This is a genomic window from Pseudomonas sp. MT3, from assembly GCF_054720805.1.
In genome coordinates this window covers 21891-38100 of the sequence record NZ_JBTVPY010000001.1, presented here as the reverse complement: position 1 = coordinate 38100, position 16210 = coordinate 21891, and the positions used below count along the sequence as shown (strand labels likewise).

The following is a 16210-nucleotide window of genomic DNA, read 5'->3' as shown; positions in this document are numbered from 1 at the left end:
TGAGTGGGGGAATGACTCAACCGATGGACGCCCAGCTGAAACAGGTCGCGGAGCGCCTTGGCGCTTTGTCCGAGGACAAGCAGACCATCTTCCTGCGCCAGCTGCGCGAAAAAGGCGTGAGCCTGTCGCGCCTGCCGATCCTCCGTGAGGGGCGCACGCACGCGCCGCTGTCAGCGGCCCAGGCGCGCCTGTGGTTCCTCTGGCAGATGGAGCCGCACAGCGCGGCCTACAACATTCCCGCCGCCGTGCGCCTGCGCGGCGCGCTGGACGAGGGTGCGCTGGAGCGGGCCTTCGCCGCGCTGATCGCGCGCCATGAAAGCCTGCGGACGGTTTTCAGGGAGATTGCGGGAGAGGTGCAGCAATGCATCCTCCCGCCCGGCGCGCCAAGCCTGGAACGCCGCGACTTCACCGAAGAAGCTGGTGCTCGTGACTGGCTGCAGCACGCCGCACAAGGGTCCTTCGACCTCGCCGAAGGCCCGCTGCTGCGCCTGCACCTGGCGCGTCTGCCGGGCGAAGCGCTGCTGCTGGTGAACCTGCACCACATCATTGCCGACGGCTGGTCCATCGGCGTGCTGATCGACGAGTTCGCTGCTTTCTACAGCGCCGAGGTGCAAGGCACCCAGGCCCAGCTGGAAGCCTTGCCGATCCAGTACAGCGACATCGCCCGCTGGCAGCGCCTGTGGCTGTCGGCCGGCGAAGGCGAGCGGCAGCTGAACTACTGGAAAGAGCAGTTGGGCGATGAGTCCCTGCTGCTGACCCTGCCGGGCGACCGGCCGCGCCCGCTGGTGCAGAGCTATCGCGGCGCGACCCTGGACTTCGAGCTGCCCCGTGCGCTCAGCGATTCCCTGCGCGACCTGGCGCGGGGGCAGGGCGCCACGCTGTTCATGCTGATCCTCGCGGCCTACCAGCTGCTGCTGTCGCGCTACAGCGGCCAGCGCGAGCTGCGCGTGGGCGTGCCCATCGCCGGCCGCGGCCGTGCCGAGAGCGAAAGGCTGATCGGCTTCTTCGTCAATACCCAGGTGCTGTCGGCGCGCATCGACGGCGACGAATCCTTCAACGCCTTCCTGGCCCGCACCCGCGAGGCGGTGCTGGGCGCCCAGGCCAACCCGGACCTGCCGTTCGAGCAACTGGTGGACGCGCTGCAACCCGAGCGCAGCCTGAGCTACAACCTGCTGTTCCAGGTGGCCTGCAACCACCAGCCGAGCCGCCGCGATGCCCTGCGCGAGCTGCCCGGCGGCCTGCGCCTGGAAAGCCTGGAGCTGGACGGCGGCATCGCCAAGTTCGACCTGACCCTGAACACCGAGGAAAGCCGCGACGGCCAGGTGCGCGGGCAGTTCATGTACGCCACCGACCAGTTCGATGCGGCGACCATCCAGCGCCTGAGCGGGCACTTCCTCAACCTGCTGCAGGCCCTGGTGCGCGAGCCGCAATGCCCGGTGGCGCGCCTGCCGCTGCTGGATGGCAGCGAACGCGAACAACTGCTCTACGGCTGGAACGCCACCGACATGGACTACCCGCGTGACGCCTGCCTGCATCAGCTGATCGAACAGCAGGCGCAGCGCTCGCCGGATGACATCGCGCTCACCGACGGCCAGCGCAGCCTCAGTTACGCCGAGCTGAATCGCCGCGCCAACCGCCTCGCGCACTGGTTGCGCGAGCAGGGCGTCGGCCCGGACAGCCGCGTCGGCGTCGCCCTGGAACGCTCGGTGGAGCTGCCGGTGGCCCTGCTGGCGGTGCTCAAGGCCGGCGGCGCCTATGTGCCGCTGGACCCGGAATTCCCCGCCGAACGCCTGGCGCACATGCTCGAAGACGGCGGCGTGCGCCTGCTGCTGACTCAGCAGCATCTGCTCGGCGAACTGCCGCAGACCGGCGCCCGCGCCTTCTGCCTGGACCGCGACTGGGCGCAGCTGGAGGGCTACGCCGACAACGATCTGGCAAACCTCGCCAAGCCGGATGATCTGGCCTACGTCATCTATACCTCCGGCTCCACCGGCAAGCCCAAGGGCGTCGCCGTTCGCCACGGCGGCGTGGTCAACTTCATGCTGAGCATGGCCCGCGAGCCGGACCTGAACGCGCAGGACCGCGTGCTTGCGCTGACCTCGCTGTCCTTCGACATCTCCGCGCTGGAGCTGTACCTGCCACTGCTGGTCGGCGGCCGTGTGGTGCTGGTCGACCGCGACGTCGCGCGCGACCCGGCGCGCCTGCTCGGCGTGGCACTGGAGCAGGGCGTGACGGTGATCCAGGCCACCCCGAGCACCTGGACGCTGCTCAGCGGCCACGAGGACTTCCCGCGCCTGACCGGCTGCCGTTTCTTCTGCGGCGGCGAAGCGCTGTCCGCCGAGTTGGCGGACAAGCTCACTGCCCAGACGGATGCGCTGTGGAACCTCTACGGTCCGACCGAAACCACCATCTGGTCGGCGGCCTGGAAGATCGAAAAGCGCGCCCGTGCGCTGCTCGGCAAACCCATCGCCAACACCCAGCTGTACATCCTCGACGGCGAGCTGCAACCCGCACCCATCGGCGTGGCGGGCGAGCTGTACATCGCCGGTGACGGCCTGGCGCGCGGCTACCACGGGCGCCCGGAACTGACCTGCGAGCGTTTCGTCGCCGATCCCTACGGTAGGGAATCCGGCGCGCGCATGTACCGCACCGGCGACCTCGCGCGCTGGCGCGCCGACGGCGTGCTGGAATACCTCGGCCGCATCGATCATCAGGTGAAGATCCGCGGCTTCCGCATCGAGCTGGGCGAGATCGAATCGCGCCTGCTCGGCCAGCCCGGCGTGCGCGAGGCGGTGGTCATCGCTCGCGATGCGGGGCAGGTGAAGCAACTGGTGGGGTACGTTACGGGACAGATCGATACTGATCTGCGTGCCGCCTTGCTGGAAGAGTTGCCGGACTACATGGTCCCCGCGCAGATCGTCCAGCTCGAGCGCATGCCGCTGACCCCCAACGGCAAGCTCGACCGCAAGGCGCTGCCGGAGCCGGACTTCAGCCTGCTGCAGAAGACCTACCGCGCGCCGCAGAGCGAGCGCGAGCAGACCCTGGCGGCCATCTGGTGCGCCGTGCTCGGCCTTGAGCGCGTAGGACTGGACGACAACTTCTTCGAGCTGGGCGGCGACTCCATCGTCTCCATCCAGGTGGTCAGCCGCGCTCGCGCCGCCGGCCTGCAACTGAGCCCGAAGGACCTGTTCCAGCACCAGACGCTGCAGGCGCTGGCCCGCGTGGCCGGTGATTTCGTGGCGGTCGATGCGCCGCTTGCCGTCGCCGTTATCGAGGCGCCGGACGCGGCGCAACTGGCCGCACTCGGTCTGGATTCAGACCAGATCGAAGACCTCTATCCGCTGTCGCCGATGCAGCAGGGCATGCTGTTCCACGGTGTGGATGGCAGCGAGGGCGGCGTCTACGTCAACCAGCTGCGCGTGGAAGTGCAGGGGCTGGACGTGGAGCGCTTCCGCGGCGCCTGGCAGGCCGCGCTGGATGCCCACGACAACCTGCGTGCCGGCGTGCACTGGCAGGGCCTGGATCAGCCGGTGCAGGCCGTGCATAAGCACGTCGAGCTGCCGCTGGAGGTGCTCGACTGGCGCGGCCGCGAGGACATGGGCGCGACGCTGGATGAACTGGCCGCCGCCGAGCGCAGCCGCAGCTTCGACCTGGAGCGCCCGCCGCTGCTGCGCCTGGTGCTGGTGCGCAGCGCCGAGGCCAGCCACCAGCTGGTCTACACCCACCACCACATCCTGCTCGACGGCTGGAGCAACGCCCAGCTGTTCGCCGAGGCACTGCGCCGCTACAACGGCGAGAGCATCGCCGAGCAGGGCCGCTACCGCGACTACATCCACTGGCTGCAGGTGCAGGACCCGCAGCAGGCCCAGGACTTCTGGAGCGCGCGTCTGCACGGGTTCGCCCAGCCCACCGTGCTCGCCGACAGCCTGGCGCGCCCGGCCGAAGGCAGCGGCCACGGCCTGGAATACAGCCGCTACGACGCGGCGGCCACCGAGCGCCTGAAGGCCTTCGCCCGCAGCCAGCGGGTAACGCTGAACACACTGGTGCAGGCGGCGTGGATTCTCCTGCTGCAGCGCTACACCGGGCAGCAGCGAGTCGCCTTCGGCGCCACCGTGGCCGGGCGTCCCGCGCAACTTGCCGGCGCCGACAGCCTGCTGGGCCTGTTCATCAACACGCTGCCCATCGTCCAGGCGCCGGCCGAGCATGCCGACCTCGGCGACTGGCTGCGCGAGCTGCAGGCCTACAACCTGGAGGTGCGCGAGTTCGAGCACACTCCGCTGTACGACATCCAGCGCTGGGCCGGCCAGGCCGGGCAGGCGCTGTTCGACAGCATCATCGTGTTCGAGAACTACCCGGTCGACGAGGTGCTGCGCAGCGCCCAGGGGCTGCGCTTCGGCGAGCTGAAATCCAAGGACGAGACCAGTATCCCGATGGACCTCGCAGTGCGCGTCGGCGAGACGCTGGAGGTCGAATACCAGTATCTGCGCGCGCACTTCAGTGCCCCCGCCGTGGCACGCCTGCGCGGCAATATGGAACAGGTGCTGGAGAGCCTGCTGCACGGCGCCGGCAAGCGCGTCGGCGAGCTGCAATGTCTGTCCGCCAGTGACCGTGCGGCCCTGGCCGCCTGCCGTGGCCCGCACCAGTCGCTGCTGCCGGCCGAGCCGGTGCACCTGGCGATTTCCCGCCAGGCTGCGCTGCGTGGCAATGAGGTAGCGCTGATCTGCGGCGACGAGGAAGTCGACTACGCGGCGCTGGAGCGCGATTCCAACCGCCTGGCCCATCGCCTGATGGCGCTGGGCGTCGGCCCGGAAGTCCGCGTCGGCGTGGCCCTGCCGCGCAGCGTGCGCATTCCGTTGGCGCTGCTGGCGGTGCTCAAGGCCGGCGGCGCCTACGTGCCGCTGGACGCCGAGTACCCGCGCGAGCGCCTGGAATTCCAGATGAGCGACGCCGGCATCGCGCTGCTGATCACTGACAGCCGCCTGCGCGAGCGCCTGCCGCTGCCAGCCGGCGTGCAATGCCTGGAGCTGGACGGACTCGATCTCAGCGCAGAGGACAGCGACCTGCCAGTGGTAGCCCTGGAACCGGAAAACCTCGCCTACCTGATCTACACCTCCGGCTCCACCGGCAAGCCCAAGGGCGTGGCGGTCAGCCACGGGCCGCTGGCCATGCACTGTGCGGCCATCGGCGAGCTGTACCGGATGGACGCGGCGACCCGCGAACTGCACTTCATGTCCTTTGCCTTCGACGGCGCCCACGAACGCTGGCTGACCACCCTGGTCCACGGTGGCAGCCTGGTGCTGCGCGGCGACGAGCTGTGGACCCCGGAGCAGACCTACCACGTACTGCACGACAAGCAGGTCAGCGTGGCGGCCTTCCCGCCGGTGTACCTGCAGCAACTGGCCGAGCACGCGCTGCGTGACGGCAACCCGCCGCCGGTGCGCATCTACTGCTTCGGCGGCGATGCGGTGCCCAACGCCAGCTTCGAACTGGCCAAGCGCGCGCTGCGCGCCGAGCACCTGATCAATGGCTACGGCCCCACGGAAACCGTGGTCACGCCGCTGCTGTGGAAGGCCGACCGCGCCACCTCCTGCGATGCCGCCTATGCGCCCATCGGCAAGGGCGTCGGCGCGCGCAAGCTGTACATCCTCGATGAGCAGCTGCGCCAGGTGCCCCTGGGCGTCGCTGGCGAGCTGTACATCGGCGGCGATGGCCTGGCACGCGGCTACCACGAGCGCGCCGGGCTGACCGCCGAGCGCTTCGTCGCCGATCCATTCGGCCTTTCACAAGAGCAGGAAGGTGGCCGCCTGTACCGCAGCGGCGACCTGGTGCGCGGCCGCGCCGATGGCGTGATCGACTACGTCGGGCGCATCGACCATCAGGTGAAGATTCGCGGCTTCCGCATCGAGCTGGGCGAGATCGAGGCGCGCCTGCAGGATCACCCGCAGGTCAGCGAGGCGCTGGTGGTGGCCCGCGACGGCATCAGCGGCAAGCAACTGGTCGGCTATGTGGTCGGTGCAGCGGAAGGCGATACGCTGCGCAACTTCCTCCGCGAGCAGGTGCCGGACTACATGGTGCCCGCGCAGATCCTCCGGCTGGAGCGCTTCCCGCTGTCGCCCAACGGCAAGATCGACCGCAAGGCGCTGCCCGAACCGACCTGGCAGGGCGAGGCCTACGAGGCGCCGCGCAACGCGCGCGAACAAGCGCTGGCGACTATCTGGCAGGATGTGCTGCAGGTGGAGCGCGTCGGCATCCGCGACAACTTCTTCGACCTCGGCGGCGACTCCATCCTCAGCCTGCAGATCGTCTCCCGCGCCCGCCAGGCGCTGGGCGAGGGCGTGGAAATCCGCCTGCGCGACCTGCTGCAGTACCAGACCATCGCCGGCCTGCTGGAGCGCGCCGAGAGCGTCGCCGAGGCAGCGCCAACAGTGTCTGTAGCAGTGGCCGATGATGGCGAATCCTTCGGCCTGGTGCCGATCCAGCAATGGATGTTCGAGCAGCAGCTGGATGAGCCGAACCACTTCAACCAGGCGGTGCTGCTGGAGTGCCGCCAGCGCCTCGACGCCGAGGCGCTGGAAGCGGCGCTGCAAGGCCTGCTGGCCGAGCATGGCAGCCTGCGCCTGTCGTTCGCCCGCGGGGCTGACGGCCTGTGGCGCCAGCGCTATCGCGAGGCCGGTGAGATCACCGGCGCTCTGCTCTGGCAGCGGCAGGCGGCGAACGCCGAGGAGGCGCTGCTGATCGCCAACCAGGCGCAACGCAGCCTGGACCTGAGCGAAGGCCGGTTGCTGCGCGGCGTGCTCACCGACATGGCCGATGGCACCCAGCGCCTGCTGCTGGTGATCCACCACCTGGGTGTGGACGGCGTGTCCTGGCGCATTTTGCTGGAGGAACTACAGCAGCGTTACGCGGCTCAGCTCACGGGCGAGCCGGCGCCGCGCTTCGAACGCACCAGCGCCTACCGCGCCTGGGCCGAAGGGCTGCGCGAGTACGCCGACAGCCAATTGGCACAAGGTGACCTGCCGTACTGGCTGGAGCAGACCGACACCGCCGGCCTCGGCGAGCCGCAACGCGACAACCCGCGCGGCGCCGAGCGCATGGCGCACCTGGAGCAGCTGTTCCTGCGCCTGGACCGCCAGCAGACCCAGCGACTGCTGAAGGTGGCGCCCGAGGCTTACCGCACGCAGATCAACGACCTGCTGCTGACTGCCCTTGGCCGCACCCTATGCAACTGGTGCGAGAGTGAGTCGGTGCTGATCGGCCTGGAAGGCCACGGCCGCGAGGACATCCTCGACGAGGTGGACCACAGCCGCACCCTGGGCTGGTTCACCAGCCTGTTCCCGCTGCGCCTGACGCCGGGGCAGGGCGACTACGCCCAGGCCATCCCGGCGATTCGCCAGCAACTGCGCGCGGTGCCGGACAAGGGCATCGGCTACGGCGCCCTGCGCTATCTGGGCGACAGCGCGCTGCGCCGCCAGCTCGCCGCCCGCGCCGAGCCGCGCGTCACCTTCAACTACCTCGGCCAGTTCGACCAGAGTTTTGACGACAAGGCGCTGTTCGTGCCGTTGCAGGAGAAACCCGGCGACACCTACGCCGCCAGCACGCCGCTGAACAACTGGCTGGAGATCGTCGGCCAGGTCTACGACGGCGAGCTGACCCTGCGCTGCATGTTCAGTCGCCGGGTGTTCCGCCCGTCGCGCATCGAGGCGCTGATGGCGCAGCTGCGCACGGAACTGGAAGGGGTGATCGGCCATTGCTGCGCCCAGGTGGAAAGCGGCGCGCGCCAGGAGCAAGCCACGGTATGAACGCAATGATGAAAGAGGTCGGCATGCTGCACCCGGAGATTTCCGCCTTCCTGGACATGGTCGACGACGGCCGCCGCACGGGTCGCCCGGCGCTGCACGAACTGCCCCTGGAGCAGGCGCGGCAGGACTTCGAGGCCTCCTCGGAATCGCTCAGGGCCGGCGCGCCGTCGATGCCGGTGGAAGCGCTGCTGATCCCGGCGCGCGAGGGTCGCCAGCTGCCGGCTCGCCTGTACCGGCCAGTCGGTGCTGGCGACGCGGCGATCCTGTATTTCCACGGCGGCGGCTACACGGTCGGCAGCCTGGACTCCCATGACGGGCTGTGCCGGTGGCTGGCGAAACACTGCGATTGCGCGGTGGTGTCGGTGGGTTACCGGTTGGCGCCGGAGGCGCCGTTCCCGGCCGCGACCTTCGATGCACGCGATGCCTGGAACTGGTTGCAGGACTCGGCCGCCAGTCTCGGCCTGCATCCGCGCCGTCTTTCCGTTGGCGGCGACAGTGCGGGCGCCACATTGGCTACCGTGCTCTGCGCCGAGCTGGCGGGCGAGGGCGCCGAGCAGCCCTGTGCCCAACTGCTGTTCTATCCGGCAGCGGACGCCAGTAAGCGCAGCGAATCCCAGGAGCTGTTCGCCGAGGGCTATCTGCTGGAGACGGCCAGCCTGGACTGGTTCTACCAGCAGTACGTGCCTGACGTCGCGCAGCGCAGTGACTGGCGCTGCTCGCCGGTCCATGCCGGCGCGGCACTCCAGGGCAGCGCGCCGGCGCTGCTGTTCGCGGCCGAGTTCGACCCCTTGCTGGACGAGGGCCTGGCCTACGCCCACGCGCTGGTGGCGCAGGGCGTGGAAGTGGAGGCGGAGCGCTGCTGCGGGATGACCCACGACTTCCTGCGCATGGGCAACCTGGTGCCGGAGGTGGCGGGATATTACCGGCGCGTGGCGGAGTTCCTGGCCGAGCGGTGGTAAGCATCGCGCCAGGGCGCGGATGGCACATGAGTCCGCAGGATGGTGTATCGCGGAAGCGATACCCATCCTACGGGGGCAGGCGAAGCGTTTTGGCGCGTGGGATCAGTCCAGTTGTTCTTCCAGCGCCAGCAACTCTTCCACGCGTTGGCGACGGCGGATCAGTCGCGTGTCGGCGCCGTCGAGCAGCACTTCGGCAATCAATGGGCGGCTGTTGTAGTTCGACGACATGGACGCGCCATAGGCGCCGGTGTCATGGATCAACAGCAGGTCGCCAACCTGGGCGCGCGGCAGGGCGCGGGGGATGACCACGCCACCATCGCCCTGGGTGAACACGTCGCCGGACTCGCACAGCGGGCCGGCCACCACGGTGTCGATCACCTCGCGGCTGGCCACGTCGCCGGCCAGCACGCTGATGCCGTGGTAGCTGCCGTACATGGACGGGCGCATCAGCTCGTTGAAGCCGGCATCCACCAGCACGAAGTGGTTGCGACCGGCATCCTTGGTGGCACGTACTTCACTGAGCAGGCAGCCGGCCTGGGCGACCAGGTAGCGGCCCGGCTCGATTTCCAGGTGCAGCTTGTGGCCGACCACGTCCTCGGCGGCCTTGCGGGCGTTGTCCCAGAGCTGGAAGTAGTGCGCGGTGTCCACTTCCGGGTCGCCGTCGCGGTAGGGGATGGACAGGCCGCCGCCGGCGGAGATCCCGGACAGGTCGTGACCGGCGTCCCTCACCAGGCGCACCAGGCCGAGCATGGCCTCGCCGACCTGGGCCAGGTGGCCGTAGTCGACACCCGAGCCGATGTGCATGTGCAGGCCGACCAGGCGCAGGCCGCGTTCGCGGATCACATCCAGGGCTGCGTGCAGGTCGCTGTGCCAGATGCCGTGCTTGGAGTGCTCGCCGCCGGTGTTGGTCTTGTTGCTGTGGCCGTGGCCGAAACCGGGGTTGATGCGCAGCCACACCGGGTGGCCGGGGGCGACGTCGCCCAGCTGGCGGAGCATGTCGATGGAGCCGGCGTTCACCGGGATGCCGTGCTCGACCACGGTCTCCAGGGTGGCGCGGTCCAGCAGGTCGGCGGTGAAGACGATCTCGGATTCATCCTCGCGGCACGAATAACCGGCGGCCAGGGCGCGCAGCAGTTCGCCCTGGGACACGGCGTCGACCTTCACCCCCTGTTCGCGCATCAGGCGCAGGATGTGCAGGTTCGAGCAGGCCTTCTGGGCGAAGCGGATGATGTCGAAGCTCTTCAGGCGCTCGATCTGGCCGCGGATGGTGGCGGCGTCGTAGACCCACAGCGGGGTGCCGAATTGCAGGGCGAGCTGTTCGGCGCGGGGCAGGGCGAGGAAGGACATGAATGAGCTCCGAAGGTAGATGGTGCCAGTCTACCGGGCGTTTCGGAGATCAGATAATGCTGCTTTTTATTTTATCCATTCAAATTGGATATAGAGTGCAGTCCACGTGGGCCTCGCGCAGGCGGGCGACCAACAGCGCGGCTTCGTCCCGCAGCGCCTCGACGAAACGCTCGCGCAACGGCGTGAACGGGCGGTACAGCGGCTTCACCAGGTTGACCTGGAATGGCAGCGAGAATGCCAGCGGCCGCAGTTGGATGCCCTGGCCCTGGAACATCAGGGCGGTGATCGGGTTGACCACGGCGACGCCCAGCCCGGCGCGTACCATGCTGCACACGGACACGGCGCTGTGGGTTTCCACCTGCATCTGCCGCTGCACGCCGGCGGCGAGGAACACGGTGTCGATCAGGTGCCGGTAGTGGTCGCCCGGCGCCAGGCTGACGAAGGGTTGGCCGGCGAAATCCGCCGCCTCCAGGCGCTGACGGGCCAGCAGTGGGTGGCCGTCCGGCAGGATGCAGACCTCGTCCACCGCCAGTAGTGGCTGCAATTCGGTGCCGCGCGGGGCGTCGTCGTTCTCGGTCAGGCCGATATCGTGGCGCTGGGCGCTGAGCTGCTCTTCCAGGTGCGGCGACTCCAGCGCCGCCACGTCCAGGCTGATCGCCGGGTTGCCCAGGGTGAAGCGCTTGCAGGCTTCCGGCAGCAGCGCTTGGCTCAGCGCCGGCAGGCAGCCGATGGAGAACTTGCCCTCGGCGAACTGCCCAAGGCTCCCGGCGAAGGCGACGATGCGGTCGAGCCCGGTGAAGGAGCGCTCCACTTCCTCGAACAGCATCAACGCCCGCGCCGTCGGCGCCAGCCGTCCGCGTTCGCGGCGGAACAGCTCGAAGCCGATCAACTGCTCCAGCCGCGCCAGTTCGCGGCTGACCGTGGGCTGGCTGGTATGCAGGAACGCCGCCGCGCGGGTGACACTGCCGGTGGTCATGACCGCGCGGAAGACTTCGATGTGGCGGAGGGTGATCATGGGGCTGGCCGAAGGGGAGATAGCGGGAGGGTAAGCGGCGCGGGCGCCGTGGGCAAATCCCGATGCGTTGGGAGTCATTGTCTTCAGAACCTGCCTGACAAGATCGTCATTGCTCTATAGCATTGGGCCACTACCGGGTGGGTGAAGGCAGGATGCGCAAGGTTTTGCTTTGGTCGATGGGGATGGCGCTGGTCTTCGCCACGACACTGGCGTTGGCCGCCAATACGCCTTGTTCCGGCAGCAAGGGCGGTATCGCCCGCTGTCAGGGCGATCTCTTCCTGTGCAACGACGGGTCCATCAGCGGCTCGAAGAAGCGCTGCCCGGCCTATCTGGGCGGCGGCTCCGGTGTGCCGTCAGCACAGCGTTTCTCTTCCGATGGCGGTTCCTGCTCCTGCAGCAGCGGTACCTTCTGTACGGGGCCGCGCGGCGGCGTTTACTGCCTGACACCCAGTGGCAACAAGAGTTATCGGCGGAAATAGCCATGTAGGGCGAGAAATGGCTCGCGAGCAAGTTCGCTCCAGGTTCAGGTTTGCACCTCATGTTCTTCGTAGGAGCGAGCTTGCTCGCGAACCGCCTGGCGCTACAAAGCATGTCTCAATGGAAATCCCGACTCCGCACATCCAGCCCATCCAGCAGCTCGCTCAGGTCCGTCAGCCTCCCGGCGATCAGATGGCGTACGCCGTCCCTGGCTTCCAGGGTGCCGTCCACCTGCAGCAGGCGGGCACCGAGGTAGGGGCGGCGCTGGCGTTGGGCGAGGTCGTGCCAGACGATCACGTTGATCATGCCGAATTCGTCTTCCAGGGTGATGAAGGTGACGCCGCTGGCGGTGCCCGGTCTTTGTCGGCCGACCACCAGGCCGGCGACCCGCACCAGGCGGTTGCTGTCCAGCTTCAGCAGGTCCCGTGAGCTGCGGCAGCGCCGGGATCTGAGCGCGCCGCGCAGCAAGGCCAGTGGGTGCGGGCCCAGGGTGGTGCCCAGGGTGGCGTAGTCGGTGAGCAGGTCTTCGCCGCGGCTGGGCAGCGGCAGACTGACAGGGGTTTCCTCGGTAACCTGGCCGGCGAACAGCGGCAACTGCGGCTCGACCCCGGCGATAGCCCAGCGCGCCTTGTGGCGGTGGCCGGCGAGGCCGCGCAGGGCGCCGGCGTCGGCCAGCAGCTCGCGAGCGCGATTGTCCAGTCGGGCGCGCAGGCAAAGGTCGGCGACATCGCGGAACGGCTGCCGTGTGCGAGCTTGCACCAACGCCACGGCTGTTTCTTCGCTCAATCCGCGCACCATGCGCAGGCCCAGGCGGATCGCCGGCTGGCGTCCGGGGATGGGTTCCAGGGTGCAGTCCCAGTGGCTGTGGCGCACGTCCACCGGGCGGGTCTCCAGGCCGTGACGGCGGGCGTCCTGCAGCAACTGGTCGGGGCTGTAGAAGCCCATCGGCCAGCTATTGATCAGCGCACAGGTGAAGGCTGCCGGTTCGTGGCATTTCAGCCAACTGCTGGCGTAGGTGAGCAGGGCAAAGCTGGCGGCGTGGGATTCGGGGAAACCGTAGCTGCCGAAGCCTTCTATCTGCTTGAAGATGCGTTCGGCGAAGTCCTCGGTGTAGCCATTCTTCAACATGCCTTGGAAGAGGCGCTGGCGGTGTGGCTCCAGGCTGCCGTGGCGCTTCCACGCCGCCATGCAGCGGCGCAAGTGATCCGCCTCGCCTTGGGTGTAGCCAGCGGCGATGACAGCCACTTCCATGACCTGCTCCTGGAACAAGGGAACGCCGAGGGTGCGCCGGAAGACCTTTTCCAATGCCTTGGAGGGGTAGGTGATCGGTTCCTCCTTGTTCCGTCGCCGAAGATAGGGATGCACCATGTCGCCCTGGATCGGTCCGGGCCGGACGATGGCGACTTCGATGACCAGGTCATAAAACTTTTCAGGCTTGAGGCGAGGCAGCATGGCCATCTGCGCACGGGACTCGATCTGGAACACGCCCACGGTATCGGCGCGGCTGATCATCTCGTAGGTCTTCGGGCATTCCTGCGGCAGGGTGGCGAGCGTCCACTGCTGGCCGCGATAGCGCTGGATCAGGTCGAAGCAGCGGCGCAGGGCACTGAGCATCCCCAGGGCGAGCACGTCGACCTTGAGCAGGCGGACCGCGTCCAGATCATCCTTGTCCCACTGGATCAACGTGCGCTCGGGCATCGCGGCGTTTTCGACCGGAACCAGGGTGTCCAGCGGTTGCTGGGAAATGACGAAACCGCCGGGGTGTTGTGACAGATGCCGGGGGAAGCCGGCCAGTTGCCCGGTCAGCGCCAGTACCCGGCGCAGTACCGGGCTGTCCGGATCGAAGCCGGCTTCGATCAGACGGTCACGGGGCGGACCCTCACGACTCCAGCGCCCACAGCAGTCGGCCAGTGCGCCGACCTGATCAGGTGGCAGGCCAAGCGCCTTGCCCACGTCACGCACCGCCCCGGCGCCCCGATAGGTGCTGACTACTGCGGTCAACGCGGCGCGCGTGCGTCCGTAGCGGCGAAATACATACTGGATGACTTCCTCGCGGCGGTCGTGTTCGAAGTCGACGTCGATATCCGGCGGCTCGTTGCGCTCGCGGGAGATGAAGCGGCCGAACAGCAGATTGCTGTGCGTCGGGTCGAGTTCGGTAATGCCCAGCGTGAAGCACACCGCGGAGTTGGCAGCCGAACCACGCCCCTGGCAGAGGATGTGTTGCGAGCGGGCGAAGCGGACGATGTCATGGACCGTGAGGAAGTAGCTTTCGTATTCCAGCTCGATGATCAGCCGCAGTTCCTTGCGGATACGTTTAATGACGTTCTTCCTGGCTCCCTCGGGCCAACGCTCGCGGATGCCTTTATGAGTCAGGGCGCAAAGCCAACTGGCTGGCGTGTGCCCTTCGGGTACCAATTCACGCGGGTACTGGTATTTCACATCCCTGCCCAGGTCGAAAGTGCAGCGCTCGGCGATCTTTACCGTTTCCGCCAGCAACTCGGCAGGATAGATCGACGCCAGCGCCTCCCACGGCCGCAGATGGCGTTCGCCGTTGGGGTAGAGGTACTGGCCGGCCTCGTGCACCGGCAGGTGCTGGCGGATGGCGGTCATGCAGTCCTGCAGGGCGCGGCGGCCACGGGCGTGCATGTGCACGTCACCGCAGGCCACGGCGGGAATCTCCAGGCGTGCGGCCTGTTCCTGCAGGCGGCGCAGCTTGCCGGCGTCGTCCGGGCCCTTGTGCAGCTCGACGCCCAGCCACAGGCGCTCGGGGAACAGCTCGCGCAGCCAGAGGCCGTCGTCGTCCCGCTCGTCCCGTGGCAGCCAGATCGCCAGCAGGTGGTCGAGGTTGCCGTCGAAGTCCGTGCGCACCAGGCGGTAGCTGCCTTTCTCGGCGCCGCGACGGGCATGGGTGAGCAGGCGGCAAAGGTTCTCGTAGCCGGCCAGGTTCTCGGCCAGCAGCACCAGCTTCGGGCCTTGCGAGAGGCTCAGCTCGCTGCCGGTGATCAGCGCGACCTCGTGCTTCTTCGCCGCCTGCCAGGCGCGGACGATGCCGGCCAGGCTGCATTCGTCGGTGATCGCCAGGGCACGGTAGCCGAGCTTCTTCGCCCGCTCGAACAGTTCGTCGGCACTGGAGGCGCCGCGCTGGAAGCTGAAGTTGGACAGGCAGTGCAGCTCGGCGTAGCCGATGTCTTCGAGCGGCGCGTTCATGCGAACCAGCCGTGCAGCAGCAGCGGGCCGTCGTCGCCCACCGGGCGGAACACCCAGGCGCGCTGGCCGCTACGGGTGCGCACCTGGTAGTAGTCGCGGCGGATGTCCTCGCCGTCCCACCAGCCGGATTCGATGCGTTCGGGGCCGGCCAGCAGCGCCGGGGCGAACTCGCGCAGTGGCTGTGGCTCGGCCAGCAGCCAGCCGGGGCGCGGGGCTTCGGTGACGACTTTTAGCGGTGTGGAGCTGCCCTGCCAGGCGCGCTCCGGGCGATGGTCGGCGCGGCCCCCGAGACTGTGCACGGCGTCATCGCCCAACCGTGCGCGCAGGCGTTCGCGCAGCTGTTCCCAGGGCAGCGACTGCTGCGGACGGTCGTCGAACAGCTCGCGGCGCTGCGGCACGAAGGCCGGCAGGTCGTCGGCCAGCAACCGCACGCTGTGCACCGGGGCGCGCAGTTGCAGTTGCTCCAGGCGGCCACGGGTCAGCTCGAAGAGCATCGCCGCCTCGCGCTCGGCGCTGAGCAGGCCGACCGGCATCAGCGTGTCGCTGCCTTCATGGTGTTCCAGATGGAGGACGAAACGCTGCACGCCGCTGTCGCGTCCGGCGAGGAAGGCGGCGAGATCGGCGGTCAGGCGGCGCAGCGGGAACAGCAGCGCCTGGGTGGACTCCACGTCGAAGTTCAGCTCGATACGCGACTCGAAGCGATCCGGCGGCCGGTAGAACTCCAGGGCCAGCGGGCGCTGGCCGAGCAGGGTGTCGACCTGCCGCAGCACCTGCGGCGGGAAGCGCCGGGCCAGGCTCTCGCGCGGCAGGGCGAGCAGTTGCTGCAGGCTGCGCAGGCCCATGCGGCCCAGCGAGATGGCGGCGTCGCGCTCCAGGCCCAGGCGCTCCAGCGGCATCTTCCCCAGGTACTGACGCAGTTGCTGGTTGTCGTGGATCGCCAGCCCGTCGTGGCCGTTGGCAAGGATGCGCGCGGCGGCCGGGTTGGGCGCGGCGGTGATGCGGTGGCGGAAGCCGAGGCCGTTCAATTCTTCGCGCAGGCGCGCCTCGAAGCGCGGCCAGGGACCGAACAGTTGCAGGCTGGATTGCACCTCCAGCAGCAGCGCGCGGGGGTAGTGCTGGCTGACCTGGGAGCTGAAGCCGTAGGCCCAGGCGGCCAGCAGGTTCTGCCAGCGCTGCACGTCGCCCAGGTCGTACTCGGCGGTGGCGAAGTCGCGGCTCAGCGCCTGGGCGGCGGTGAGCGACTGGCCGGGCTTGAGCCCCAGCGCCCGCGCAGCCGGGTTCACCGCCTGCAGCACGCGGCGCTGGGTCGGCCCGGCGAGCAGCGCCAGGGCGGCGTCCGGCTCGGAACGGCCGCGCAGTACGCCGTCCATTGCCAGCTGTGGCAGGAGAATGCAGGCCCAGAGCAT

7 protein-coding genes are annotated in these 16210 nt (G+C 68.6%); 3 read left to right on the top strand and 4 right to left on the bottom strand.

Going from position 1 to position 16210, the window contains the following annotated elements:
• The first annotated feature begins 11 nt into the window (after nucleotides 1-11).
• Entirely contained in the window at nucleotides 12-7799 is a 7788-nt protein-coding gene (locus ACYCAX_RS00135) for an amino acid adenylation domain-containing protein (protein ID WP_460247196.1), read from the top strand.
• Nucleotides 7796-8758, top strand: a complete 963-nt coding sequence (locus ACYCAX_RS00130; RefSeq protein ID WP_460247195.1) for an alpha/beta hydrolase — start codon at nucleotides 7796-7798, stop codon at nucleotides 8756-8758. Before ACYCAX_RS00135 ends, ACYCAX_RS00130 begins: the two co-directional genes overlap by 4 nt.
• Before the next feature lie 102 nt (nucleotides 8759-8860).
• Here ACYCAX_RS00130 and lysA read toward each other — a convergent pair whose 3' ends face one another.
• On the bottom strand, nucleotides 8861-10105 hold the full coding sequence (gene lysA / locus ACYCAX_RS00125; RefSeq protein ID WP_460247194.1) for a diaminopimelate decarboxylase: 1245 nt from the start codon (nucleotides 10103-10105) through the stop codon (nucleotides 8861-8863).
• Between the two features lie 79 nt (nucleotides 10106-10184).
• Nucleotides 10185-11120 (bottom strand): LysR family transcriptional regulator, encoded by a 936-nt coding sequence (locus ACYCAX_RS00120; RefSeq protein ID WP_460247193.1) that lies wholly within the window; start codon nucleotides 11118-11120, stop codon nucleotides 10185-10187.
• Between the two features lie 152 nt (nucleotides 11121-11272).
• Between ACYCAX_RS00120 and ACYCAX_RS00115 the strand changes: the two genes are divergently transcribed.
• A complete protein-coding gene (locus tag ACYCAX_RS00115) occupies nucleotides 11273-11599 on the top strand; it encodes a YdcA family protein (RefSeq protein WP_460247192.1) in 327 nt (108 codons plus the stop codon).
• Nucleotides 11600-11714: 115 nt separating this feature from the next.
• Here ACYCAX_RS00115 and ACYCAX_RS00110 read toward each other — a convergent pair whose 3' ends face one another.
• Complete coding sequence (locus ACYCAX_RS00110) at nucleotides 11715-14804, bottom strand: error-prone DNA polymerase (RefSeq protein ID WP_460247191.1); 3090 nt, start codon at nucleotides 14802-14804, stop codon at nucleotides 11715-11717.
• On the bottom strand, nucleotides 14801-16210 hold the full coding sequence (locus ACYCAX_RS00105) for a Y-family DNA polymerase (RefSeq protein WP_460247190.1): 1410 nt from the start codon (nucleotides 16208-16210) through the stop codon (nucleotides 14801-14803). The genes ACYCAX_RS00110 and ACYCAX_RS00105 overlap by 4 nt, the downstream gene beginning before the upstream one ends.

What these genes read in the sequence shown, in the direction of transcription:
- ACYCAX_RS00115 (WP_460247192.1), top strand. Translation starts at nt 11,273, where the DNA reads ATGCGCAAGGTTTTGCTTTGGTCGATGGGGATGGCGCTGGTCTTCGCC.
- ACYCAX_RS00130 (WP_460247195.1), top strand. Translation starts at nt 7,796, where the DNA reads ATGAACGCAATGATGAAAGAGGTCGGCATGCTGCACCCGGAGATTTCC.
- ACYCAX_RS00105 (WP_460247190.1), bottom strand. Translation starts at nt 16,210, where the DNA reads ATGCTCTGGGCCTGCATTCTCCTGCCACAGCTGGCAATGGACGGCGTA.
- ACYCAX_RS00120 (WP_460247193.1), bottom strand. Translation starts at nt 11,120, where the DNA reads ATGATCACCCTCCGCCACATCGAAGTCTTCCGCGCGGTCATGACCACC.
- ACYCAX_RS00110 (WP_460247191.1), bottom strand. Translation starts at nt 14,804, where the DNA reads ATGAACGCGCCGCTCGAAGACATCGGCTACGCCGAGCTGCACTGCCTG.
- lysA (WP_460247194.1), bottom strand. Translation starts at nt 10,105, where the DNA reads ATGTCCTTCCTCGCCCTGCCCCGCGCCGAACAGCTCGCCCTGCAATTC.
- ACYCAX_RS00135 (WP_460247196.1), top strand. Translation starts at nt 12, where the DNA reads ATGACTCAACCGATGGACGCCCAGCTGAAACAGGTCGCGGAGCGCCTT.